Below are 21,711 nucleotides of genomic sequence, written 5' to 3' on the forward strand. Positions count from 1 at the left end.
CACCGTTTAATTACACTTAATTGTAACAAATAATTTTTAGTGTGTCAACGGTTTCATGGATTTTTATGTAAACGTTTTAGTTTTGATTGGTTTTTTGATTTTAAACTGTCGATAAGTGAGTGTTTATAAATGGGTTTTTCTATAGAAGTCTAAATTTATAGACGGTTTATTAATAAAAAAACGCACAAAATGTGCGTTTAGAACTGTTTTACAAATGAGTTATTATCAGGGTCTGTATAGACTCTTCTACCTCTATTTAAGGCATTAATTGCTTCAATATCCGTTTTATCTAGAGTGATATTTAGGCTCATAAAATTCTCTTTTATGCGTTTAGGCGTTACAGATTTTGGGATCATAAAGATGTTTCTTGCAAGTCCCCAACTAATAATAATCTGCGCTACTGTTGCGTTATATTTTGATGCTATTTCTGATAAAGGCTTAAAGAATGGGCCATTTATATCAAAGACTTCACCTTTCATAAAAGGGCCATAAGAAATCAAAGCGATGTTTTTTTGATTAAGATAGTTTTGTAATGGTAATTGATATAAACCAGGATGTAATTCGACTTGATTTGCCATAGGATAAATGCTGGCAATCTTTAGAACCGATTCAAGGTGATGAATCTTAAAGTTTGAAACACCGATTGCTCTAGCTTTTTTATTCTTGTAACAAACTTCCATGCCTTTCCAAGTTTGTTGGTTTAAAGCATCTGATGGACTTGGCCAGTGGATTAGATATAAATCTACATAATCTAGTCCTAATTTCTGTAATGAAATATCTAGTTCATCAATCGCTTCTTGATAGCCTAATTTGGTTGCAGAGAGTTTAGTTGTAATAAATAATTCTTCTCTTGGGATATTAGAATCCTTAATGGCTCTCCCGACAGATTCTTCATTTCCATAGAGTTGAGCGGTATCGATATGTCTATACCCAATGCTTAATGCTTCTAGAACCGTATCATACGCTTCAGGTCCATCGCCTACTTTGAATGTTCCAATTCCAAGGATTGGCATTTCTACTCCATTTGATAGTTTTCTTGAGTACATCGTAATCCTCCTTTATAATACTGGATTTTGAAAATATGCTATTTGTTCATTTGTAAGATTATTAATTAAAGCTCGTGCCATTAGAAAAGCTGCTTGATGGTCTCTTAAATCAAACATCGCAACGGTTGAATGGATATATCTGGCTGGAAGACCAATTGTTGTTGCAATAATCCCATCGTTAGAATCTAATGCTCTAGCAGCATCAGTGCCACCTTTTGCAATATATACTTGATGTTTGATTTGATTATTAGCAGCAACTTCTTTGAAATAATTGAATAATTTTGGACCCATGATGTTTCTCGGATCAAATAAACGAATCAAGAACCCATCACCCATTTTACCGGATGATTTGGAATCTAGTAAGTCGTTAAGCGGAGAGGCATCCATGGCGATAAACATATCAGGTTTAAACTTAAACACAGCGGTTCCTGCACCTCTCAGTCCCACTTCTTCTTGAACGGTTGCCCCAATGATTAAATGAAAATCGAGTTCAATATCAGCGTAATCTCTTATGAGTTCTAGTGCCATGCCACAACCCCAACGGTTGTCTACTGCTTTTGACATTACTTTGGTTTGATCATAATTATATGAAAATACGTTATTGGATAAGACCATATCGCCAACATTAACACCTGCGTTTGCAACAACCTCTTTTGAGTTTGCTCCAATGTCTAACACAAGGTCATCAAATGAAACAGACTGACTCTTCGATAAATGTGGTGGAATTGATCCGATTATGCCTGGGACTCTACCGTTTTTAGTCTCAATAAATAATTGTTGAGAAATAAACACTTCCGGCACTAGTCCACCAATAGGGATGACTTTAATCGCACCATTATCGAATATTTGGGAAACCATTAATCCTACTTCATCCATATGACCAGCAAACATCACAGTCTTGGCATTAGGATTTTTTGAACGTTTGATCCCAAAAATACTACCTAAGTTATCAGTTTCGATTTCAAATGAAGGGTATTTCTTCATTTCTTCATACATGATTTTAAATACAGAATGTTCATAAGCAGAAATACCACTTGCGGACATTAGTTTTTCATAAATTGGATTTAACATTATTTCCTCCTTGCGATAAACCCATATATTGGGCCATTGGCGCGTTTTTTCATTTCATATTCTGAAATAGCTTCTCTGACAGGGGCATTATTATGCTGCCAAATCAACTCAAAGTTTGACTCTTTTAGATATTCAAGTGAATCCGTAAATAGCGATTCATGATCCGTTCTTACTTCCAGTTCACCTTTTTCTACCAAGATTTGTTCGTAAATTTCCAAAAAGCTCTTGGCTGTAAGACGTCTTTTATGATGTCTAGCCTTTGGCCATGGATCAGAAAAGTTCAAATAGATTTTTGATACCGATTTTGGTTCAAAAAATAATAACAAATCTTTTGCATCTATAGGAATGATTGCTAAATTAGGAAGCTGTAAAACTTCTTGTTTCTCAAGGATTCTATAGCACACATTTAAGTCTCTTTCCATCGCAACATAGTAGAACTCTCTATGGATATCCGCAAGTTCAGTGATAAACTTACCTTTCCCTGAGCCAATTTCTAAATGGATCGGTTTATCAGACTTAATTATGGTTGGTTCTTTTATGATTAATGGGGAGTTAACAATACTCTCCTTAGCTTGCTTTACTTTCTTTGTTCTCACTTTTTACAATTATGACATATGCAAGATATGCCGCTCCTATCATTAATGGTAACCCCACAATTATCTCAATTGGGTTGGTTTTTATTATTGGGTTGGATTCGTTTAATAAATAGATGATTGCATAAGGACTTGATACAACCAATCCAAACACGATGGCAAAAAACATATTCGCATGGTGTATTATTACCCATTTGGTTGCTTTCGAGAATAAAACTGCACCAACTAAGAAACCAATTCCTAGTAAAGCTACAGGCACTATTAACTCAATAACAGCAGGCACATCAAATGAAATGATTGCCTTGAAGAAATCCTTTGTTACATCTAAAACATGGGCGTAATACCCAATTATTAATAGAACCATTGATCCGCTTACACCCGGGATAATCATCGTTACTGCAGTAATAATTCCTACAATAAATAACATAATATAATAAAGAATCCCCGATTGAATTCCGCCTTTTGATGTTAGTAAAGGCAGTATTACAATTACAGCTATCGATATGATAAATCCAATGATATTGGGCATTTTGTAAAACCTGTGCTCTACTTCTTTGTAAATTGGTTTTAACCCACCAATGATGAACCCTACAAATAGGAATGTAGTGATGAATGGCACTTTTTCATAGCCATAAGAAATCACAAATACACCGATAACAACCCCTAAGATTACACCTATTAATATGAAAAATAAATCCCTTATCGCTTTAATCGGATGTTTAGGAAAATCAGCAATTGCTGAAATTAGCTTATCATATATTTTAAAAATGACGGCCATTGTGCCGCCACTTACTCCAGGAATCACATTTGCTAATCCAATGAATGACCCCTTGATTATGTCGAAAACTTTATTCATAAATAACGCCAAGGTTGTCCTTTATTAGTAAATTCGTTATTGCTTCTAATGCTTCTTGTTCATCTTCACCTGAGGTTCTGATTGTAAATGTTGCAGCTTTATAAATGCCTAGTGACATTACACCCATAATAGACTTCATGTCAACCGAGCGGTTATTTGCAATTAACCAAACATCACTCTTAAATTTCATTGCTTGAGTGACAAGGTTTGTTGCTGGTCTAGCATGAATTCCATTTTCTGCGATTACTTTAAATGTTCTTTCCATTATTACACCTCTTTTTCCAATGCTTCTTTAATTTGTTTCGGGTCAAATTCAAATGTTAATGTTATTTCTTTACCTTTTACAAATAACCCTTCTTTTGAGAAGCCTTTTAATAGTTTTAAGTCAGTACTTTTAACATCTTTAACTAAAAACTTAACACGATTGTGTTCAATTTTAATTGAATCTAAGTTTCCTTTTTCTACACCTAACGCTTCTTTCAATAAAGAGATATGTGCTATCGTTAATTCGTTTTTATGATTGGTTGTTTTCTTTTGGTGACGTAAGTATAGGTTTAAACTTACAATTACAACTAAAGAACAAATCAGTATTATGCTTATGATCATCGTTGAATCAATATTAATTGATAAAATCATGGCATCACCCCTCCATTATGATTATAAAGTGAATAACGTTTTTTTACAAGTAAATATATGAAGACATTACTTCAAAAATCATGTTATAATCTCAAATGAGGTGTTAACATGAATAGAATTGTCGAACTAATAAAATACTTAGCTTTAGGTGTTATTCAAGGAATTACAGAAATCTTACCTGTATCTAGCAGTGGACACCTAGTTTTATTCCAACATATCTTTGGTTTAAAACTCCCTGGTCTTGGTTTTGAAATGTTTACAAACATGGCGTCATTGATTGCGATGATCGTGTATTTTAGAAAAGACATCTGGGCATTAATCATTGGAGATATCAAGTTTGTCTTCAAGAAAGATCAAAGTCATAAAGAGTCGTTTGAATATACAGTTAAGCTTGTGATTGCAATTATACCAATAGGAATTGCAGGTCTTCTATTTAAAGACTACATGGATCAATTTAAGAGTTTACTGAGCATCGGAATCGCTTTGATGGTAACTGGATTACTTTTATTTTCAATATATAAGAAAAGCATATCAGATGATGGTAAAACTGAGATAACCTATCAAGATGCGCTTGCGATTGGACTCGTTCAATCTGTTGCTATTCTTCCAGGTGTATCTAGAAGTGGATCAACCATTGTTGGTGGATTGTTTCGCAAAATTTCTATAAAGTCCTTACTGAAATTCTCATTCTTATGTTATATCATTATTTCTATTCCAACTTCACTGCTGTCTATTCTTGACTTAATAGATTCCAATGAATCGATTGACTATCTTGGCTATTTCTTAGCATTTGGCATTACATTAATAACAACCTATATTACTGCAACCTTGGTTATGAGTAAACTAAAAACTAAACACTTACTATATTTTAGTATATACGTGTGCACCGTAGGTATACTTGCGCTAATTAGTCATTTTATTTTCTAAAGGGAGATATAAATCCTGCTTAAAAATACATATTCAAAAGGCTTTCAATAGCCTTTTTTTGTTTTCTAAGAAAGACTATTAATATTTTAATCTCGTAACGTTATCGCTTCATATATAAAACAGCCACTATTCTTCTAAAATAGTGGTGTAAATTATTTAATAAACATTGCATCCCCAAATGAGAAAAAACGATACTCATTTTCTACAGCTTCATTATAGGCTTTTAAGATCAAATCACGGTTGCTAAAAGCAGATACCAACATAATCAAAGTCGATTTTGGAAGATGGAAATTAGTAATCAGTGCCCCAATGGTTTTAAATTGATATCCAGGATAAATAAAGATGCTTGTGCGACTGGCTCCTGAATGAAATTGGTTGTCTTTAAAATTGGATTCCAAAGTTCTTACGGTGGTTGTTCCAACTGCAACGATACGCTTGTTCATTTTGATCGCATCATTTAGCATTTCTGCTTCTTTTTCTCCTATTGAGTAAGCCTCTTCATGCATATGATGGTCTTGAAGGTTTTCTACGGTGGTAGGCCTAAATGTCCCTAAACCAACATGAAGTGTCACTTCAATAATTGGAATGTTTTTCGCTTTAATGCTTAAAAGCAAGTCTTTCGTAAAATGAAGTCCAGCTGTTGGTGCGGCAGCGCTTCCGATTTCTTTAGCATATACGGTTTGGTAACGGTCTTTTTCTTCAAGTCGTTCATGAATATACGGTGGCAATGGCATTTGACCTAACTGGTCTAATACCTCATAAAATATGCCTTCATGAATCATCTCGAAGGACTTAATCCCTTCTTCTTTTTCAAAAACGCATTTGGCTTTCAATATGCCATTTCCAAATGATACAATTGTGCCTACTTTAACCCTTCTTCCAGGTTTTACTAACGCATCCCAAAGACCGTTTTGTTGTTCTAGTAGTAACAGTTCAATCAAAGCATCTGTTTCTTCTTTTTGGCCGATGAGTCTTGCAGGCATGACTTTAGTATTATTAACGACCAAAACGTCATTACTCGTCAGTTCGTCTAAAATGCTTTTAAACGTTGTGTGTGTTAAATCATGAGTCTTTCTATCAACAATTAGTAATCGTGACTCATCGCGCTTTAAGAGCGGGTGTTGAGCAATAAGTCTTTCAGGTAAATCAAAATCAAAATCGCTTGTTTTCATTATTCAAATAATCCTTTTAAGTATTTTTTACCTAGTGCATCATAACTTTTTTGTAGAGCTACTCTACCTCTAGCAGTTCTCTTGATAAAGCCTTCTTGCAAGAGATAGGGTTCATACACATCTTCAACGGTGGTGATTTCTTCACCGATGGTTGCCGCAAGCGATTCAAGTCCTACCGGTCCCCCACCAAATTTATCAATAATGGCTGATAGGTAGCGTTTATCCGTATGATCAAGTCCGTTTGAGGAAATTCCAAGTTTTTCTAGAGCGTGATTCGTAATTTCTCTAGAAATATCCCCATCTCCAATGATTTCAGCAAAATCCCTTACACGTCTGAATAAACGGTTAGCGATACGCGGCGTTCCACGCGAGCGCTTAGCCAGTTCAGTGACAGCATCTTCAAAAATGCTTGTTTTATATACACTTGAAGTACGTTTGATGATTTTTGCTAAATCGTCTATCGTATAAAACGATAGTCTTAAAACAACACCAAAGCGATCTCTCAATGGTGCAGATAAGTCCCCGAATCTAGTGGTTGCACCAACAAGAGTAAATGGTGGCAAATCAATTCTTATGGACCTTGTTTGTTGATCTTTACCAATCACTATATCAATGACATAATCTTCCATTGCTGAATATAAAACCTCTTCGACTACTCTAGGTAGTCTATGGATTTCATCGATAAAGAGTACATCTCCTGGTTCTAAAGATGTCAAAATAGCGGCTAGATCACCACTTCTCTCAATGGCTGGTCCTGAAGTTACTTTGATGTTGACACCCATTTCATTGGCTACGATTTGTGCAAGTGTAGTTTTCCCAAGTCCAGGAGGCCCATAAAATAAAATATGGTCCATAGTTTCATTACGTTTTAGGGCAGCTTTGATGTATACATCTAACATTTCTTTAATGTCTTTTTGCCCAATATATTCACTTAGTTTTTGAGGTCTTAGAGACTGGTCTTCATCCTCTTTAACCGCAAGACTGGTTATCAGTCTTTCATCTGTCTTCATTTAGTCACCTATTTCATTAATAACATTAAAGCTTGCTTAATCATTTGATCGATTGGTAGAGTATCATCAATCTTAGGAAGAATCTTCTTAAGTTCAGACTGTGAGTATCCTAAAGCCATTAGCGCTTCTTTGACTTCAGATTCCGTCACGTTTGTGATCTTTAGCGCTTTTTTCTCCAGTTTTCCACGTAAATCAAGGATGATTTGTTGTGCACTCTTCGGACCTATCCCAGGAAACTTAGTTAAATACTTAACGTCTTGTTGATCGATGGCAAAAAGGATATCATCTGGTTTACCATAAGCAAGTATGGACAACCCACTCTTTGGACCTATCCCTGAGACGCTAATTAAGTCAATAAACAAGTTTCTAGCTTCTTTTGATTCAAATCCATAAAGCGTTTCAGCATCTTCCCTAACATAGTGATGAATGTGTATTTTCACTTCATCGTTTAAATGGTATGCATAAGGGTTTGGCGTAATAATTAAATAGCCAATACCTCGATTATCTAATACGATATTTGTTGGATTAATTTCGACGACTGTACCCGTAATATAACTAAACATTGTGCACCTCACTATATATGTATCATTATCTTTTAAAGTTTTCTTTCTTTTCTAATACAATTTGATTGATATGATTTGAAAAAATCACCTCAAACCCAATCTTCTTTGATATCACTTTGAATGATTGATCATCATAAAAAGTATAATGCGTTTTATCCCTTAAGTACCACCAATTATCAAGATTTTCCTTAGGGATAAATTCTGTTTGAATGATCAAACGTCCTTGATGGTTTAACATCTTGAATAATCGCTCAAACTCTTCATAGGGATCTTTAAAGTGTTCGACAACTTCGATTAACCAGATGGTATCATACTGTTTCATCAATACTATAGGATCATTATGAAAATACTTATCGTAAACTGCTAAGTTCTTTTCAGTTATTTTTTTCATAGCTGCAAACTCTCCACAGCCAAAATCTAAATGATTATCACCGATGAGAAATCTACTGATAAACTCATCATAAATTCGCTTTTGATAGGCCATATAATCGGGATTGTCCAAACCATTATTATGGCTTCGGTAACGAACGTATTCATCCTGTTCATTTAAATGAAGTGTCTCTTCTTTATAGAGTAAGCCCGATTCTTTATCCTTAATTAAATTCATCGTTTTTTCCATAGTTTCACCTAACAAAACCATTATAACATAATTTCATTTTGAGAAACATAAAGACTAACCATAGAATGACTTGTTTCCGTTATTTGCTTTATAAAATAACTCATTATCTAGCATTAAATGGCGTTATTATGTTATAATAACCTTTAGAATAGGGGTGGGCTTTTGGCGTCAATTCATCCAAAAACATATGAAAGTATCCAAAAAGAGCGTTTAGATACGCTTTTTAATGATGTCCTAACGTCCTACGCCATTACAAACGAGTCTGGCTATCAAATTAAGTCTACACGTGTTTTGGTCGAAAATCTCCTTGAACAAATCAAAGAACTTAACAAACAATATGAACACAGCATGATTCGTTATGGTAGAGATTATTCTAATGAATTAAGTCAAATTAATAATCAGTATCAAGAATCATTAAAGCGTCAAGAAAGTCTATATGCTGAGTCGTTAAAATCGATTAAGAAGGTATACAAAGACGAAACATTAGAATCTAACAAAGCCATTAAAGAACTTCAACAAAACTATCAAAGTGCTTTAAAACAGACAAATACTGATATCTATCGAGCTCTAGTTGAAATGAGACAACGTCATCAAGAACTCGATTTAGAATACGATAAACTTAAGAAAAATTACCACAAATCTATCGGAGACATAGAAGATCAAAAACAATCTAAGCTGGCTGAAATCAAGCTTTCTTTCGAAGCAAAAATCAGCGAGAATAAATCATTAGAGCAAGTCAGACAATTTAAGTTGTCTCAAGAGCAAAAAAAGCTTCAAAAAGAAAGACAAGTTGAGCAAAATAACTTCGATGAATCGACCATCAAAATCAAAACCATCTTCAACCGTGTTACAGTTAAGTTCAACCAAAAGATTCGTGAGATTCAAAAGAGTTTCCAACAAATTATGGGCGCTTACGAACACGAAACCAACTTATCGATTGACGCAATCAACCAGGAGATAGAGACACTAAAGTCCTTATATGTTACTAACGAACGAGAAATCATCGACAGATTCGAACAAGACTTCATTGCTTACGATGAAAAGCTAGAGCAATTGAAAAAAGAGTATGAACAAAACAAAGATGCAATTACCAAAAAATTCTCAAGAGACATCACAATTAACAACTCCAAACTTGCCAATTATAAGGATTTAAACCAAATCCAACAAAAAGCACTTGAATCGAGAACCAATGAGTTAAGGAAGAATGTAGATACTTCTTCTATGGACCATCAAGCGCTTCTAAGCGAAATCAATCGTCACTACTATAAAGAAAAGCGTCACATGGAAAAAGAGCTTAGAGATCACATCATGCAGACCTATGCTCAGAACTTAAGACGTAAGAAACAACATCAAAAAGACCTTCTAGATAACGAATGTGTTTTCATCCAAAAACAAGCGAAACTTAAGTTGGCCATCAAAAATAGAACCCAACTTAAAGAACGTGATATTCAAAACAACAAATCCACTTTCAATAAAACGTATCAATCCAAAATCAGTCAAATCCGTTTGTTAGAAAAAAAACTTTTTTTACAAAATCAAATCTTTAAAGAAAAACAAGTTCTAAAGATATACCCTTATGAAGCTGAGGTTTTACTTGCCAGAGAAATTCACGATACAGAAGTGAATTACCGAACACTTGAAAATAACCATTTTAAGCAAAACCAAAGTTTAATCGAGAAGAAAACACTTCTTTTATCCACTATCGACGAACTTACCCTAAGAAAAGATAGAGATGTGCAAATCCTGTCCAATCAATACGACGAAAGACAAGCCAATGTCGTTTCTTATTTAAACATGGAGTACGAGAAAAACCGATTATCAGGTGACCGAAAGGTCATTGACGAACGAAAAAAGGAACAGGAGCTATACTACAGTAAACAAGAATCACGACTACTAAATGCGCTCGAGATTGTCAAGGAACGTCAAAATATCGAACAAAAAATGATCGATTTTAGACAAAAATTCAATCAGCAAATTCTTGAAGTAAATGAGAACAAATCCTTAATCGACCACGACTCCACTGTTGAACTTGCGAAAATCAACCACACCAGAGAAACAGGCATTAGAAAAGCCAAACGCATTATCGATACAAGTTTAAATGAGATTCAAAGACAACGTAAATTGTTCGATATCTATTTCCAAATGCTCATGGCAATCATTCAAGAACATGATTACGTTTTAACCCTATTTAGAGACATTTATACGACTTCTTCTAACGAGGAATTCACAGAAGCACTGGGTTACCTAACTGAGGTTTTCAATGCTCAACTAGAATACAAAGATTCAATTATTGAATCACTCGAGAAAGACATCACGGCTTATTATCAAGAGAAAATAGATGAGTTAACTGTGTTCAAATACATGTCTTTGAAACAAAGCATAAACGAAGAACTGGATTTAGAAGTTGAAATGTATAGAAATGAAATTTCACATTTAGAACATCAACTGAAAGCACTCAGAAATACGGTAACTGATCTATACCAACAAGTTGCTGTCATCCAAAATAACATTGATTCTATCCATCATACGAAATCTATTATCCACAAACAAATTGAAAGCCTTGGAATGCATCCACTTTCAAAACAGAATCGAAAAACAGCCTTAAACTTAAAGAAAGAACTTAAATCATTAGGTAAAGAGATTCTCAAGAATCGTGCTGACATCTCTCATATACGTTTCCAAATTAAGCAACACAACCGTGAGATGCATAAAATTAACCAAAGTTTTAAACCTCTAAATTCATCGATTGCCCATGTGGAAATCAAGCGTACGGTTCGTGAAAATAATTTAAGGCATAGTCAGTATAAAGAAGGCAAGATATACTATGACGCCATAAAGGAAATTGCTTTACTATCAAACAGCGTTAAACGTAGTTTTAACAAACACTATAATTTCGTTTTTAGAGTTTTCGATAGAACGACTAAAACAGAACTGACCGATGCTATATTTAAAAAACAGTTTCATTATATTCAAAACTCATTTTTGAAAACCAAGCAGGCGTTATCTTCACACCATAAAGAAGGTATTTTGTTGTGTGATAGACAACATGAAGGCATTCAAAAAGATCAAAAGAGAATTATTCATGAATATGAGACTTCCTATAGACTCACGTCATTAAACATTAGGATTACCACAGAGAAACGTCAGAGTAAGTTACACTACAAAATGCTTGAATTGAACAAGTATAAGAAATCATTTACGAAGATTCAAACCAAGCATATGGACAGTCAGATGAAGCTTCTTTCCTCTCATCACCGCGATAAACTCAAGCAAATAGATGAAAAAATAGCTGCATGTAAGAAAGATATTGAACGTGCTTTTGAGTCTAAGAACTCATTATTGCATGCGACAGATTTAAACATAATGAGTGTATTGACCGAACAAGGTCTAACGTACAAAAAAGAACTTTCATTACTCGAAAGCACTTATAACACTCAAGTTAAAGAAATCACTGATAAGATCGACATCATTAATAATGACTTACTTCAATCTGACTCAGTATTCTCTAACAAAATTCAATTTTATGCGACAAAGGAAAAACAAGGTCGTAAACGCATCATGGATTCATTAGCAGAAAACAGACTTAAATCCTACCGTTCTATTAAACAAAACAGCATGTTTATTCAGGATTACGAGACTAAAACTACTAACTTACTGAAGAGTTATGAGCGCATAGAAAAAAGAAATATCAGACGGAATACACGAAAACTGAAATTGCTTTATAAATTATCTAAATTACAAAGTGGCTATCATGTGTGGATTCAAAGATACAAAGTTAAACGTCACAGTTTAAAAAATCGCTTAAATTAAAAACAGGTCTATTTAGAATAGTCCTGTTTTTTATTGAATATGTCTTAACTACGTGCGTTTAACCATGCCAATATGTCTTGATACACTTTCATATGGTCTGTTTCGTTTAGGATTTCATGCCACATTCCTTCATATCTAGTATAGGTTTTATCTTTTTGAGTCAGTTTATCAAACAAACGCTTAGAGAATGCCTCTGGGACAATCTTATCTTCCGTTCCATGCAACATTAATATCGGTTTTTGATTGTTTTCGTAGTGTTTATTGAGGTATCTGACGCCTCTAATGAACATCTCGCCAATTAGGTTGATGTGATAGTTTTTTAAAACAAGTGGATCACTCATGTAGAGTTCTTCCACCTTTCGAACGTGACTCAATTTCTCAAAAGAAAGGTTGTTCTTGATTTTTATGAATCCCATGTATCTATAACCGGTAAATCTTAAAAAGGAGGCATCCTTGATGAAATAAGTTGGTCCGGCAGAGGTAATTGAATAATCAATCGGATTGTCTCTAAGCATGTATAGATGGGTGATTAAGGCGCCCATGGAGTGTCCAAGCAAAACATTTCTAATGCCTTTATGTTCTCTTATTACCCCGTCCAAATCGTCTAGAAAATCCTCATAGCGTTTGACATATCCACGCTTGCCTTCGCTCTTACCATGACCTCTTAGATCAAATCTAACGACGGAGTATCCATTCTTGTTTAAAAATGATGTAAAGTCATCATATCTACCTAAATGTTCTGCAATACCATGAACGATGAACACACGCATTTTTTCATTTTTGACAATGTTCGTTTCTATGTTGAGTTTCATATAATCATCTCCTAACCTTATTATAGTCAAAAAAAGCACCATTCACAAGGTGAATAGTGCAGTATTATTTGTTAATCAATAAATTCAAATTCAAATTCAAAGACTCTTACAGTATCGCCATTCTTGACGCCTGCTTGTCTTAAGGCATCGTCTACACCAAAACTTCTAAGTTGTCTAGAGAATCTCTTGACGTTTTCTTCTTTAGTGAAGTCCGTTTTAGCAAATAAGCGATATAAACCATCACCTGTCAGTTCATAGACACCATCTTCACCTAAATTAATCTTGAAGAAATCTTCTTCTTTTTGCTTAATGTAGTTCTTGTGGATGGCTTGAACCTCAAATTTAGGTGTAGTTTCTACAAGTTCCATTGAACGGTAAATGAGTTCATTCAAACCTTCGCCAGTTACTGCAGAAATTGGATATATTTCGTAGGTATTGCCTATTTTTTCTTTGAACAATTCTAGATTTGCCCATGCATTAGGTAAATCCATCTTACTTGCAGCAATGATCATTGGGCGTTTTAATAAATCTAAGTTGTAAGATTCAAGTTCTTTATTGATCTTAATAAAGTCTTCATATGGGTCTTTTTCAACTAGCCCATCCATTTCAACAACATGGATAATGACACGACATCTTTCGATGTGTTTCAAGAACTGAATTCCAAGTCCCGCACCAAGTGACGCACCCTCGATTAAACCAGGTAAATCGGCCATTACAAAGCTTTTGTTTTGTCCGACATAAACCAAGCCTAGGTTAGGTTCAAGTGTCGTAAAATGGTATTCAGCGATTTTAGGTCTCGCCTTGGAAACACGGCTGATCAGTGTTGATTTTCCAACAGATGGGTAACCAACCAATCCAACGTCAGCAAGAATCTTAAGTTCAACTCTTAATTCTTTAGACTCCCCAAGTTCGCCTTTTTCACATATTTCTGGTGCTGGATTTTTGTGAGTAGCAAATGCTTCATTGCCTCTTCCACCTTTGCCACCTTTTGCAAGTAATAAGGTTTGACCGTGGATGGTTAAATCCCCAATCATTTCACCAGTTTCATCATCATATACAACGGTACCTACTGGCACTTTGAAGATTGTGTGTTCAGCATTTTTCCCATGTTGAGACTTGTTTAAACCAGCAGTGCCATCTTTGGCAAACATATGACGATTAAAAGACAAATCTAGTAGTGTTGACATGCCTTCTTCAGCTTGAAAATATACGTTTCCTCCGTCTCCACCAGACCCGCCAGCAGGACCTCCGAATTCTACATATTTTTCTCTTCTAAACGCAACAATGCCATCTCCGCCTTTGCCACCTTTAACTTTAATTTTTACTTCATCTTTAAACATGGTACCCCTCCGTTATTTGAAAAAAAAGGATAAGCTAGGCTTACCCTTCATAGACTGAAACTTGCTTCTTGTCTCTGCCAAGACGTTCATATTTGACGTAGCCAGTAACTTTAGCGAATAAAGTGTCGTCTCCGCCACGGCCAACATTGTTACCAGGATGTACTTTTGTTCCGCGTTGACGGTAAATGATTGAACCTGCAGTAGCAAATTGTCCATCTGATAGTTTAGCGCCTAGACGTTGAGCAGCTGAGTCACGACCATTTCGTGAGGACCCAGTACCTTTCTTCGATGCGAATAACTGTATGTTTAATTGTAACATGTTATCCCTCCTTTTGATTTTTAATATATTTAGGATATTGTAGTTCGAGTTGTGATAACGTATCTTCTAGGTTTTCTAGTAGATGAGTTATCGATTCATTTGGTTTGAGGACTTTCAAGTGAAAGAATCCTTCCTTAACCGAAATGTTCAATTGTTCTTTAAAGCCCATTCTTTCTAACGCATTGTAGGTGAGAATGGTAGCTGTGGATACTGCGGCACAAACGATGTCTTCACCATGTTTTGCATAATTTGCATGGCCACTGACTTTAATCTCAGTAATCGTTTTGTCCTTACTCACATGATATTTAATCATATGTAATATTAAGCGTTGATTGATTCAACAAGTAATTTTGTATAGCTTTGTCTATGACCTTGTTTGCGTCTGTAGTCTTTTTTAGGTCTATACTTGAAGACAATAATCTTCTTCGCTCTACCTTGTTTTAACACTTTCGCTGTAACAGATGCGCCATTTACTAGTGGATTACCTACAACTGTAGATTCGCCACCAACGAGTAAAACTTCATTAAAAGTAACAACTCCGTCAACTTCAACATCTAGCTTTTCAACGTAGATTTCTTGTCCGACTTCAACTTTAAGTTGTTTACCACCAGTTTTAATCACTGCGTACATTACAAATACACCTCCTTATAGTTTGAAGACTCACTAGCTAAGGTAATGGAAAACCCATGTTTTTGACCTGTTCTATGTGGTATTCTTTGCAACGCTACTATTTTACCTTAGTTATAAACTATTGTCAATCTAAAAGCGATAATTTTTATAATTCTTCGGACACTTCATCTTTGTTTCTCTTGAAGAGATCAAAAAATCTTTGTGGAAAATGAATAATTGAATCCTTTACAACGGTTGGAATCATCTTCAATGACTCAACAAATGCACCTTTTTGGATAGCAGCTTTAGTCAATTCTTTACTATCTGCAAACAAGTATTTTCTTGTTACAATCCCTATTCTAAGCGTTAATAAGCCATTTGTAATACCTTGTGTAATCGAGGACATCACAGGTTTGATTAGTGGTATCTCGCCTAAAATATTTGCAGTTGAGCTTGGTAATAAATCATTGAAATTCACATTTTCCAATCCCTCTGCTATTAACGCAGTTGTAAACACGTTTATGGTGAGTTTAGCCAAATTCTTATAACTTGGTCTGAAGCCACACATTTGCACAAGTTCTTTAATCATTCGAATATTAACAACCACGACTGTAAATAAATCTAGCCTTCCGTTTTGAGAGATGGCTGTAGAGATTAACACCGTCTTGGCATGTTTCAGAATTACCTTGTTCATCTTCTTTTTCATCGTTGTGCTATAGATTTCATTTAGAACTTTTTGAAGGTCTTCTGGATTACCAAGCGCTTCTTTTAGCTTGGTCTTTTCGGTCTCAGAGATTTCATCTCGATTCATTAAATTCTTTGAAACCTTCTTATAGGTTAAGTATCTTCTATGAGTTGGTTTATTATCCATAACCGTTTCAATCGAAAAGGCTGGAGACACGAGAATAATTCTAACTGGGTTAATAACCAAAAAATAGGTTAATAATGCCGATATTCCATAAAATGAATACTCCACATATGGATGAATATTTCTAAGTCTTTCACCAATATTGATAATCGAAGAAACAAGAATTAACAAAAACAATAAAATCACGCCAAAAGCTACGATAATCCATATCTTGTTTTGCTTATTTTTCTTGTTACGCTTTTTTTCATTGTTAGTTGGTTCGTAACCAAGTTCTTTTTGGTCTTTTGCCATAAAATCACATCCTTGGTTCTATTATATAACAAGATAGTTAAAATTGATATTTACGGTTTTCTTTTATTGAAAAAAACTGATTTTTCCCGACAATAATGTGGTCAATTAAGGCGATTCCCATCAAATCAGCACTGTATTCCAACTGATTGGTTGTTTTGATATCCGCATTTGAGGGTGTAGAATCGCCACTTGGATGGTTATGGATAAAAATCACTGAATTAGCACTGACTTTAACTGCCTGTTTAAAGATTTCTCTTGGATGAATGACTGATTGATTCAATGTTCCAATAAAAATAAGTTTTTCAGACAACACCTGATTTTTAGAGTCTAAATAAAGCGTGTAAAAATGTTCTTGTTCTAGTTGTGATATCTTATGTTTAAAATAATGATATACATCGCTTGATGAGGCTATTTGAATCTTTTTCGAGTTCAATTGATCGAATACTCGTCTCGAGAATTCAAGTGAAGCTAGAATCGTGGTTGCTTTTGCCACTCCTATTCCTTCTTTTTTAATCAATTCTTGATAATCTAGTCGGTTAAAATCTCCAATGGATTCCATGGAAAAAATGATTTGCTTTGATAGTTCAATGACTGAATACTTCTTTGTACCTGTCTGTAATAAAATCGCAAGCAACTCTACATTTGAAAGCTTTTCTACACCTTCTCTGGCCAATCTCTCTCTTGGCCTTTCATTTTCCGGCATTTCTTTTATAAAAAACATATGATCACCCATTACATGAATACCAAGGACCAAATAAAAAAAAGAAATGACGAATCATTTCTTTTCTAATAAATATGGTCTTACAAAGCTAACAAAATATAACGACCCCGTAATTACAATAACATCCTCTTTGAATGTGGCCACCATTTCTTCAATGGCTTCAATTGGATTGACAAAAGCTTTTTTGTTGGTATGTGGGGTTTGATCTAATAACTGGTCAAGATCTAGGACTCTTTTGTAATCAAAATGCGTTACATAGACTGAATCGGCAATGCTGCTCACGAGTTTTAACATGATTTTAGTGTCTTTATCAGCCATTGCACAAAACAATATGTGCTTCTTCCGATTTGGATAATAAGCCCTTAAACTATCAACCAGTGCGGTAATGCCATTTTCATTATGGGCACCATCCAAGATGATGAGTGGATCATTATTCATCACTTCGAATCTACCTGGCCATTGTGTGTGTTTGATGCCATCGGCAATATCGCTTTGTGGTATTTCAGGATATAAATACTCAATCGCTGTAATCGCAACTGTCGCATTAATGGCTTGATGTAATCCTAATAAGGGCGTTTCAAAAATGGTCCCATCGTGGTAAAAACGTAATGGGTTATTTGAAACAACTTCTATCTCTTCAGAATCAATCATATATAGTGGAACTTTAACCGCATCACAGTGGGCTTTAAATTGCGGATACAATGATTTATCAGCCGATGTAATTAATGGCGTATTATCTTTAACAATACCAAGTTTGTTCTTTGCGATAGATTCTAATGTATTTCCAAGTTGCTCGATGTGATCTAAGCCAATCGTTGTAATGATTGCTAAATCTGCTTGAACAACATTGGTTGCATCCAATAAACCGCCAATCCCAACTTCTAAAACCACAACTTCGACTTTCTTTTTACTGAAATACTTAAATGCAATCAATGTAACTAACTCAAAGAAAGAGAGTCTTTCCTCATACAGCTCGAAATATCTTTCATTAAACTCATATATTTCATTAATTTCAGTTAAAAGTTCTTCATCCGTAATCATCTCTAAGTCGATTTTAATACGTTCATTAAACTTGATAATATAGGGTGATGTATAGGTTCCAACTTTTTTATGTTTGACTAGAACCGACGATAGGTAAGAACAAACAGACCCTTTGCCGTTTGTTCCCCCTACATGAATAATCTGATAATCTTTTTCTGGATTTCCTAGCAGTTTTGTCGCAAGATGCATTCTTGTTAAGTCTGTTTTCGGCTTAAACTTCACTTGTCTTTCAATCCAGTTTACTGCCTCTTTGATGGTGTTAAACATATTAACCCAATCTTTTCTTGATGCTATCATACTGTGTTTGATAGTTTTCAAGTTTATTCTTTTCTTCTAAAACCTTTTCAGGCTTAGCACGTTCTAAGAAGTTAGCATTACTTAACATATTTTTAACACGAGTAAGCTCTTTTTCAAGGAACTCTAGCTCTTTTTGAAGTTTCTTTTGTTCTTCTTCAACAGAGATAATGTCGCTCTTTAAAATATATAGTTCATACCCACTACCAGTGATTAAGATGGTTTCTTCTTTGATGGTTAACTTAGAGGATATACTTAGTTCACTTGTTTTTAAGAACGCACTTAACATGTCAGTTACGTCATTGAGCTCATTGATGTTTGAAACAATCTCCACTTTCAATGGTTTAGAAGGTGTAATCGACATCTCTTGTCTTAATTGTCTTACTTTCGTAATCATTTCCGTGATGGTTTGCATTAAGGACATTGAATTCTTGGTTTCAATCGGTTTAACTACTGGCCATGGAGCAGTGACAATCGTCTCTTCTTTCAAGATGCTTTGATATAGTCTTTCTGTTACAAACGGCATAAATGGGTGTAAGAGTTTTAAGATTTGTTTTAAAACATATATAAGAACTTTTTGAGTATTTTCTTTACGATGATCTCTTAAAGAAAGTTTTGCAATCTCAACATACCAGCTTGCAAATTCATCCCAAATGAAATTGTAAAGTGTGCGTGAAACTTCACCAAACTCATACTTTTCATAGTTTAAATCAGATTCTTCAATTACACTGTTTAGACGAGTTAAAATCCATCTATCAAATATAGTTAATGAGGCTTCATCATACATATCTGAAACATCATCAAGATTCATATCGATGAAACGGGCAATGTTCCACAGTTTATTAATGAAGTTCCAACTCGATTCTACTTTTTCAGTTTCATATCTTAAGTCTTGTCCTGGGGCAGCGTTAGTGGATAAGAAATATCTTAAAGCATCTGTTCCATAGGTATTAGAAACATCCATTGGATCCACACCATTACCTAATGACTTACTCATCTTTTTACCAGTTTCATCGCGAACCAACCCGTGGATTAGAACTTCTTTGAATGGTGATTGTTTAGTGAACTCAATGCCTTGGAATAGCATTCTTGCTACCCAGAAGAAGATAATATCATACCCAGTAACTAAAACTTGTGTTGGGTAATACTTCTTATAGTCTTCTGTTTCTTCTGGCCAACCTAATGTTGAAAATGGCCATAATGCACTTGAGAACCATGTATCAAGAACATCTTCATCTTGAATGTAGTCATCACCTGGTTTAGTGACTGATACGACTACTTCATCTCCTTTATACCAAACAGGTATACGGTGTCCCCACCATAATTGACGGCTAATGCACCAGTCTTCGATGTTTGCTAACCAGTTCTTATAGACTTTGTCAAAACGTTTTGGGACAAACTCAGTTGTTGATAATTCTAAGGCTTGTTCTACTAGTGGTTTCATCGAAACGAACCATTGTAGAGAAAGTCTAGGTTCAACTACAACTCCAGTACGTTCAGAGTGACCAACGCTGTTTTCATAGTCTTCAATTTTTTCTACAAGATGAGCCGCCTCTAAATCTTGAACCAATTGTTTACGACAATTAAAACGTTCTAGTCCTTTGTATTGTAAAGCCATTTCGTTCATTGTACCATCTTCGTTCATACAAAGAGGCATCGCTAAATGATGTCTTTTTCCAACTTCAAAGTCATTAGGATCATGGGCAGGTGTAACTTTAACAACCCCAGTACCAAATGTCATATCTACATAGTCATCTGCAATAACAGGAATTTCCACGTTTGTATTAGGAATGAATACTTTTTTACCTATAAAAGCTTGGTATCTTGGATCGTCTGGATGAACCATTAATGCTTGGTCAGCAAACATGGTTTCAGGTCGTGTGGTCGCAATTACTAAGTAACCACTTTGATCGGTAAATGTGTATCTAAAATAATATAGTTTGCTCTTAGTTTCAACAAATTCTACTTCAATGTTTGATAGCGCAGTTTTGGCCTCAACATCCCAGTTTATGATGCGGTTGCCGCGATAGATTAACCCCTTGTTATAAAGCGAAACGAACACGTGTCCAACCGCTTCTGATAACTTATCATCTAAGGTAAAACGTTCTCTTGAATAATCTAAGGACAATCCTAAAACACCCCATTGATTCTTGATGTGGTTGGCATATTCATCTTTCCAAGCCCAAGCTTGTTCCAAGAATTTTTCTCTACCCAAATCATAACGTGAAATCCCAGACTTTTTCAATCGTTCATCGACTTTAGCTTGTGTAGCAATCCCTGCATGATCCATACCTGGCAAGAATAAAGCGTCATAGCCTTGCATACGTTTCCTACGGATAATTATGTCTTGTAAAGTACCATCCCAAGCATGTCCTAAATGGAGTTTTCCTGTAACGTTTGGTGGCGGAATCACAATTGTAAATGGGTTTTGTTTCTGACCAGTTGCCTTAAAATAGCCTTTTTCAACCCAAAATTTATAAAGGTCTTTTTCTACTTCTAAGTGATTGTATTTTGTTTCTAATGTTGTTGCCATGGTAGCATCTTCCTTTCATAATTCGATTTTGGTAATTCATATTTGACACTTTGTTTGGTAATTGAAAACCCGTGTAAAGTGATTGTTTTCAGTTCTTCTTTAACTTTATTAAACCCGGATTTATTAATAACTCTTTGACTGCGTTCATTATCATTGAAATGAGCACAATGTAGTAATGTGATATCAGTTTCTTCAAACACATATGTAATTAATGCTGTCACGGCTTCTGTCATATACCCTCTATTCCAATATAGAGGATGTAACACATAACCTATTTCTGCTTGATGCATAGGATAGTCTTTTTTATGGAGTCCTATGGTTCCAATGACTTTTTCATCCTCTTGATGATAAATCGCATAGACTTCATTTGTGCCTATCATCCATTCAAGGACTCGTTTGGATTCCTCGAGTGATTTGTGGGGCGTCCACCCTGCATCAGGTCCGACGTTTTCAAGTTTTGCATATTCAAAAACATCTAATGCATCATCATTCTTTAATGGCCTGAGTAAAAGTCTTTTAGTTGCTATTTTGTCCATTTGACGCCTCCTAATAAAAAAATCCTTAAGAACACTGGGTTCTT

General features: G+C 34.9%; 22 protein-coding genes and 1 other annotated feature (1 of these 23 cut by a window edge). Of the genes, 2 read left to right on the forward strand and 20 right to left on the reverse strand.

What is annotated here, in order from left to right:
• Positions 1-197: 197 nt before the first annotated feature.
• Genes JN09_RS02980 through JN09_RS03005 form a run of 6 tightly spaced genes read right to left on the reverse strand, consistent with a single transcriptional unit; the run spans position 198 to position 4,202 of the window.
• Positions 198-1,046, reverse strand: coding sequence for an aldo/keto reductase (locus JN09_RS02980; RefSeq protein WP_204432502.1), 849 nt, complete (start codon positions 1,044-1,046; stop codon positions 198-200).
• 12 nt (positions 1,047-1,058) lie between these two features.
• Positions 1,059-2,117, reverse strand: coding sequence for a M42 family metallopeptidase (locus JN09_RS02985; RefSeq protein WP_204432504.1), 1,059 nt, complete (start codon positions 2,115-2,117; stop codon positions 1,059-1,061).
• A complete protein-coding gene (gene trmB / locus JN09_RS02990) occupies positions 2,117-2,713 on the reverse strand; it encodes a tRNA (guanosine(46)-N7)-methyltransferase TrmB (protein WP_204432507.1) in 597 nt (198 codons plus the stop codon). The genes JN09_RS02985 and trmB overlap by 1 nt, the downstream gene beginning before the upstream one ends.
• Positions 2,685-3,566 carry a DUF368 domain-containing protein gene (locus tag JN09_RS02995; protein WP_204432508.1) on the reverse strand — a complete coding sequence of 294 codons (882 nt, stop codon included), beginning with the start codon at positions 3,564-3,566 and terminating at the stop codon, positions 2,685-2,687. Before JN09_RS02995 ends, trmB begins: the two co-directional genes overlap by 29 nt.
• Positions 3,559-3,834 (reverse strand): phosphocarrier protein HPr, encoded by a 276-nt coding sequence (locus JN09_RS03000; protein WP_308699518.1) that lies wholly within the window; start codon positions 3,832-3,834, stop codon positions 3,559-3,561. Before JN09_RS03000 ends, JN09_RS02995 begins: the two co-directional genes overlap by 8 nt.
• Complete coding sequence (locus JN09_RS03005; protein ID WP_204432510.1) at positions 3,834-4,202, reverse strand: hypothetical protein; 369 nt, start codon at positions 4,200-4,202, stop codon at positions 3,834-3,836. The genes JN09_RS03000 and JN09_RS03005 overlap by 1 nt, the downstream gene beginning before the upstream one ends.
• A 108-nt stretch (positions 4,203-4,310) precedes the next feature.
• Here JN09_RS03005 and JN09_RS03010 point away from each other — a divergent pair, with 108 nt between their 5' ends.
• Entirely contained in the window at positions 4,311-5,129 is an 819-nt protein-coding gene (locus JN09_RS03010) for an undecaprenyl-diphosphate phosphatase (protein WP_204432511.1), read from the forward strand.
• A gap of 152 nt (positions 5,130-5,281) precedes the next feature.
• Here the strand turns inward: JN09_RS03010 and queA are convergent, their stop codons facing one another.
• From queA to JN09_RS03030, 4 genes are read right to left on the reverse strand one after another with little or no spacing between them, the layout of a single operon-like run.
• Positions 5,282-6,301 carry a tRNA preQ1(34) S-adenosylmethionine ribosyltransferase-isomerase QueA gene (gene queA, locus JN09_RS03015; RefSeq protein ID WP_204432512.1) on the reverse strand — a complete coding sequence of 340 codons (1,020 nt, stop codon included), beginning with the start codon at positions 6,299-6,301 and terminating at the stop codon, positions 5,282-5,284.
• A complete protein-coding gene (gene ruvB, locus JN09_RS03020; RefSeq protein ID WP_204432518.1) occupies positions 6,301-7,311 on the reverse strand; it encodes a Holliday junction branch migration DNA helicase RuvB in 1,011 nt (336 codons plus the stop codon). Before ruvB ends, queA begins: the two co-directional genes overlap by 1 nt.
• Before the next feature lie 8 nt (positions 7,312-7,319).
• The gene (gene ruvA, locus JN09_RS03025; protein WP_204432519.1) at positions 7,320-7,874 is read right to left on the reverse strand and encodes a Holliday junction branch migration protein RuvA; all 555 of its coding nucleotides are present in this window, start codon (positions 7,872-7,874) and stop codon (positions 7,320-7,322) included.
• 25 nt (positions 7,875-7,899) lie between these two features.
• Positions 7,900-8,493, reverse strand: a complete 594-nt coding sequence (locus tag JN09_RS03030) for a class I SAM-dependent methyltransferase (protein WP_204432520.1) — start codon at positions 8,491-8,493, stop codon at positions 7,900-7,902.
• Between the two features lie 162 nt (positions 8,494-8,655).
• Here JN09_RS03030 and JN09_RS03035 point away from each other — a divergent pair, with 162 nt between their 5' ends.
• Positions 8,656-12,303: a coiled-coil domain-containing protein gene (locus tag JN09_RS03035; protein WP_204432521.1), complete on the forward strand. Its 3,648-nt coding sequence runs from the start codon at positions 8,656-8,658 to the stop codon at positions 12,301-12,303.
• 44 nt (positions 12,304-12,347) lie between these two features.
• Here the strand turns inward: JN09_RS03035 and JN09_RS03040 are convergent, their stop codons facing one another.
• The 10 genes from JN09_RS03040 to JN09_RS03085 form a co-directional block, all read right to left on the reverse strand.
• Positions 12,348-13,115, reverse strand: a complete 768-nt coding sequence (locus tag JN09_RS03040) for an alpha/beta hydrolase (RefSeq protein WP_204432522.1) — start codon at positions 13,113-13,115, stop codon at positions 12,348-12,350.
• Positions 13,116-13,186: 71 nt separating this feature from the next.
• On the reverse strand, positions 13,187-14,455 hold the full coding sequence (obgE, locus tag JN09_RS03045; RefSeq protein ID WP_204432523.1) for a GTPase ObgE: 1,269 nt from the start codon (positions 14,453-14,455) through the stop codon (positions 13,187-13,189).
• 40 nt (positions 14,456-14,495) lie between these two features.
• Positions 14,496-14,774: a 50S ribosomal protein L27 gene (gene rpmA, locus JN09_RS03050; RefSeq protein WP_204432525.1), complete on the reverse strand. Its 279-nt coding sequence runs from the start codon at positions 14,772-14,774 to the stop codon at positions 14,496-14,498.
• A 1-nt stretch (position 14,775) separates the two neighbouring features.
• Complete coding sequence (locus tag JN09_RS03055; RefSeq protein WP_204432530.1) at positions 14,776-15,087, reverse strand: ribosomal-processing cysteine protease Prp; 312 nt, start codon at positions 15,085-15,087, stop codon at positions 14,776-14,778.
• Between the two features lie 8 nt (positions 15,088-15,095).
• A complete protein-coding gene (gene rplU / locus JN09_RS03060; RefSeq protein ID WP_204432531.1) occupies positions 15,096-15,404 on the reverse strand; it encodes a 50S ribosomal protein L21 in 309 nt (102 codons plus the stop codon).
• 145 nt (positions 15,405-15,549) lie between these two features.
• Positions 15,550-16,542 (reverse strand): YcjF family protein, encoded by a 993-nt coding sequence (locus tag JN09_RS03065; RefSeq protein ID WP_204432532.1) that lies wholly within the window; start codon positions 16,540-16,542, stop codon positions 15,550-15,552.
• A gap of 37 nt (positions 16,543-16,579) precedes the next feature.
• Positions 16,580-17,263, reverse strand: coding sequence for a RadC family protein (gene radC, locus JN09_RS03070; RefSeq protein ID WP_204432534.1), 684 nt, complete (start codon positions 17,261-17,263; stop codon positions 16,580-16,582).
• Positions 17,264-17,317: 54 nt separating this feature from the next.
• Positions 17,318-18,601 carry a bifunctional folylpolyglutamate synthase/dihydrofolate synthase gene (locus JN09_RS03075; RefSeq protein WP_204432536.1) on the reverse strand — a complete coding sequence of 428 codons (1,284 nt, stop codon included), beginning with the start codon at positions 18,599-18,601 and terminating at the stop codon, positions 17,318-17,320.
• On the reverse strand, positions 18,573-21,131 hold the full coding sequence (locus JN09_RS03080) for a valine--tRNA ligase (protein ID WP_204432539.1): 2,559 nt from the start codon (positions 21,129-21,131) through the stop codon (positions 18,573-18,575). Before JN09_RS03080 ends, JN09_RS03075 begins: the two co-directional genes overlap by 29 nt.
• Positions 21,116-21,667 carry a GNAT family N-acetyltransferase gene (locus JN09_RS03085; RefSeq protein WP_204432541.1) on the reverse strand — a complete coding sequence of 184 codons (552 nt, stop codon included), beginning with the start codon at positions 21,665-21,667 and terminating at the stop codon, positions 21,116-21,118. Before JN09_RS03085 ends, JN09_RS03080 begins: the two co-directional genes overlap by 16 nt.
• A 41-nt stretch (positions 21,668-21,708) precedes the next feature.
• Positions 21,709-21,711 (reverse strand) — a binding site (T-box leader) (it continues 203 nt past the right edge of the window).

This window comes from Paracholeplasma morum, assembly GCF_016907055.1.
GTDB classification, from domain to species: domain Bacteria; phylum Bacillota_I; class Bacilli_A; order Acholeplasmatales; family UBA5453; genus Paracholeplasma; species Paracholeplasma morum.

What these genes read in the sequence shown, in the direction of transcription:
- JN09_RS02980 (WP_204432502.1), bottom strand. Translation starts at nt 1,046, where the DNA reads ATGTACTCAAGAAAACTATCAAATGGAGTAGAAATGCCAATCCTTGGA.
- JN09_RS02985 (WP_204432504.1), bottom strand. Translation starts at nt 2,117, where the DNA reads ATGTTAAATCCAATTTATGAAAAACTAATGTCCGCAAGTGGTATTTCT.
- JN09_RS02995 (WP_204432508.1), bottom strand. Translation starts at nt 3,566, where the DNA reads ATGAATAAAGTTTTCGACATAATCAAGGGGTCATTCATTGGATTAGCA.
- JN09_RS03005 (WP_204432510.1), bottom strand. Translation starts at nt 4,202, where the DNA reads ATGATTTTATCAATTAATATTGATTCAACGATGATCATAAGCATAATA.
- JN09_RS03010 (WP_204432511.1), top strand. Translation starts at nt 4,311, where the DNA reads ATGAATAGAATTGTCGAACTAATAAAATACTTAGCTTTAGGTGTTATT.
- queA (WP_204432512.1), bottom strand. Translation starts at nt 6,301, where the DNA reads ATGAAAACAAGCGATTTTGATTTTGATTTACCTGAAAGACTTATTGCT.
- ruvB (WP_204432518.1), bottom strand. Translation starts at nt 7,311, where the DNA reads ATGAAGACAGATGAAAGACTGATAACCAGTCTTGCGGTTAAAGAGGAT.
- ruvA (WP_204432519.1), bottom strand. Translation starts at nt 7,874, where the DNA reads ATGTTTAGTTATATTACGGGTACAGTCGTCGAAATTAATCCAACAAAT.
- JN09_RS03030 (WP_204432520.1), bottom strand. Translation starts at nt 8,493, where the DNA reads ATGGAAAAAACGATGAATTTAATTAAGGATAAAGAATCGGGCTTACTC.
- JN09_RS03040 (WP_204432522.1), bottom strand. Translation starts at nt 13,115, where the DNA reads ATGAAACTCAACATAGAAACGAACATTGTCAAAAATGAAAAAATGCGT.
- obgE (WP_204432523.1), bottom strand. Translation starts at nt 14,455, where the DNA reads ATGTTTAAAGATGAAGTAAAAATTAAAGTTAAAGGTGGCAAAGGCGGA.
- rpmA (WP_204432525.1), bottom strand. Translation starts at nt 14,774, where the DNA reads ATGTTACAATTAAACATACAGTTATTCGCATCGAAGAAAGGTACTGGG.
- JN09_RS03055 (WP_204432530.1), bottom strand. Translation starts at nt 15,087, where the DNA reads ATGATTAAATATCATGTGAGTAAGGACAAAACGATTACTGAGATTAAA.
- rplU (WP_204432531.1), bottom strand. Translation starts at nt 15,404, where the DNA reads ATGTACGCAGTGATTAAAACTGGTGGTAAACAACTTAAAGTTGAAGTC.
- JN09_RS03065 (WP_204432532.1), bottom strand. Translation starts at nt 16,542, where the DNA reads ATGGCAAAAGACCAAAAAGAACTTGGTTACGAACCAACTAACAATGAA.
- radC (WP_204432534.1), bottom strand. Translation starts at nt 17,263, where the DNA reads ATGTTTTTTATAAAAGAAATGCCGGAAAATGAAAGGCCAAGAGAGAGA.
- JN09_RS03075 (WP_204432536.1), bottom strand. Translation starts at nt 18,601, where the DNA reads ATGATAGCATCAAGAAAAGATTGGGTTAATATGTTTAACACCATCAAA.
- JN09_RS03080 (WP_204432539.1), bottom strand. Translation starts at nt 21,131, where the DNA reads ATGGCAACAACATTAGAAACAAAATACAATCACTTAGAAGTAGAAAAA.
- JN09_RS03085 (WP_204432541.1), bottom strand. Translation starts at nt 21,667, where the DNA reads ATGGACAAAATAGCAACTAAAAGACTTTTACTCAGGCCATTAAAGAAT.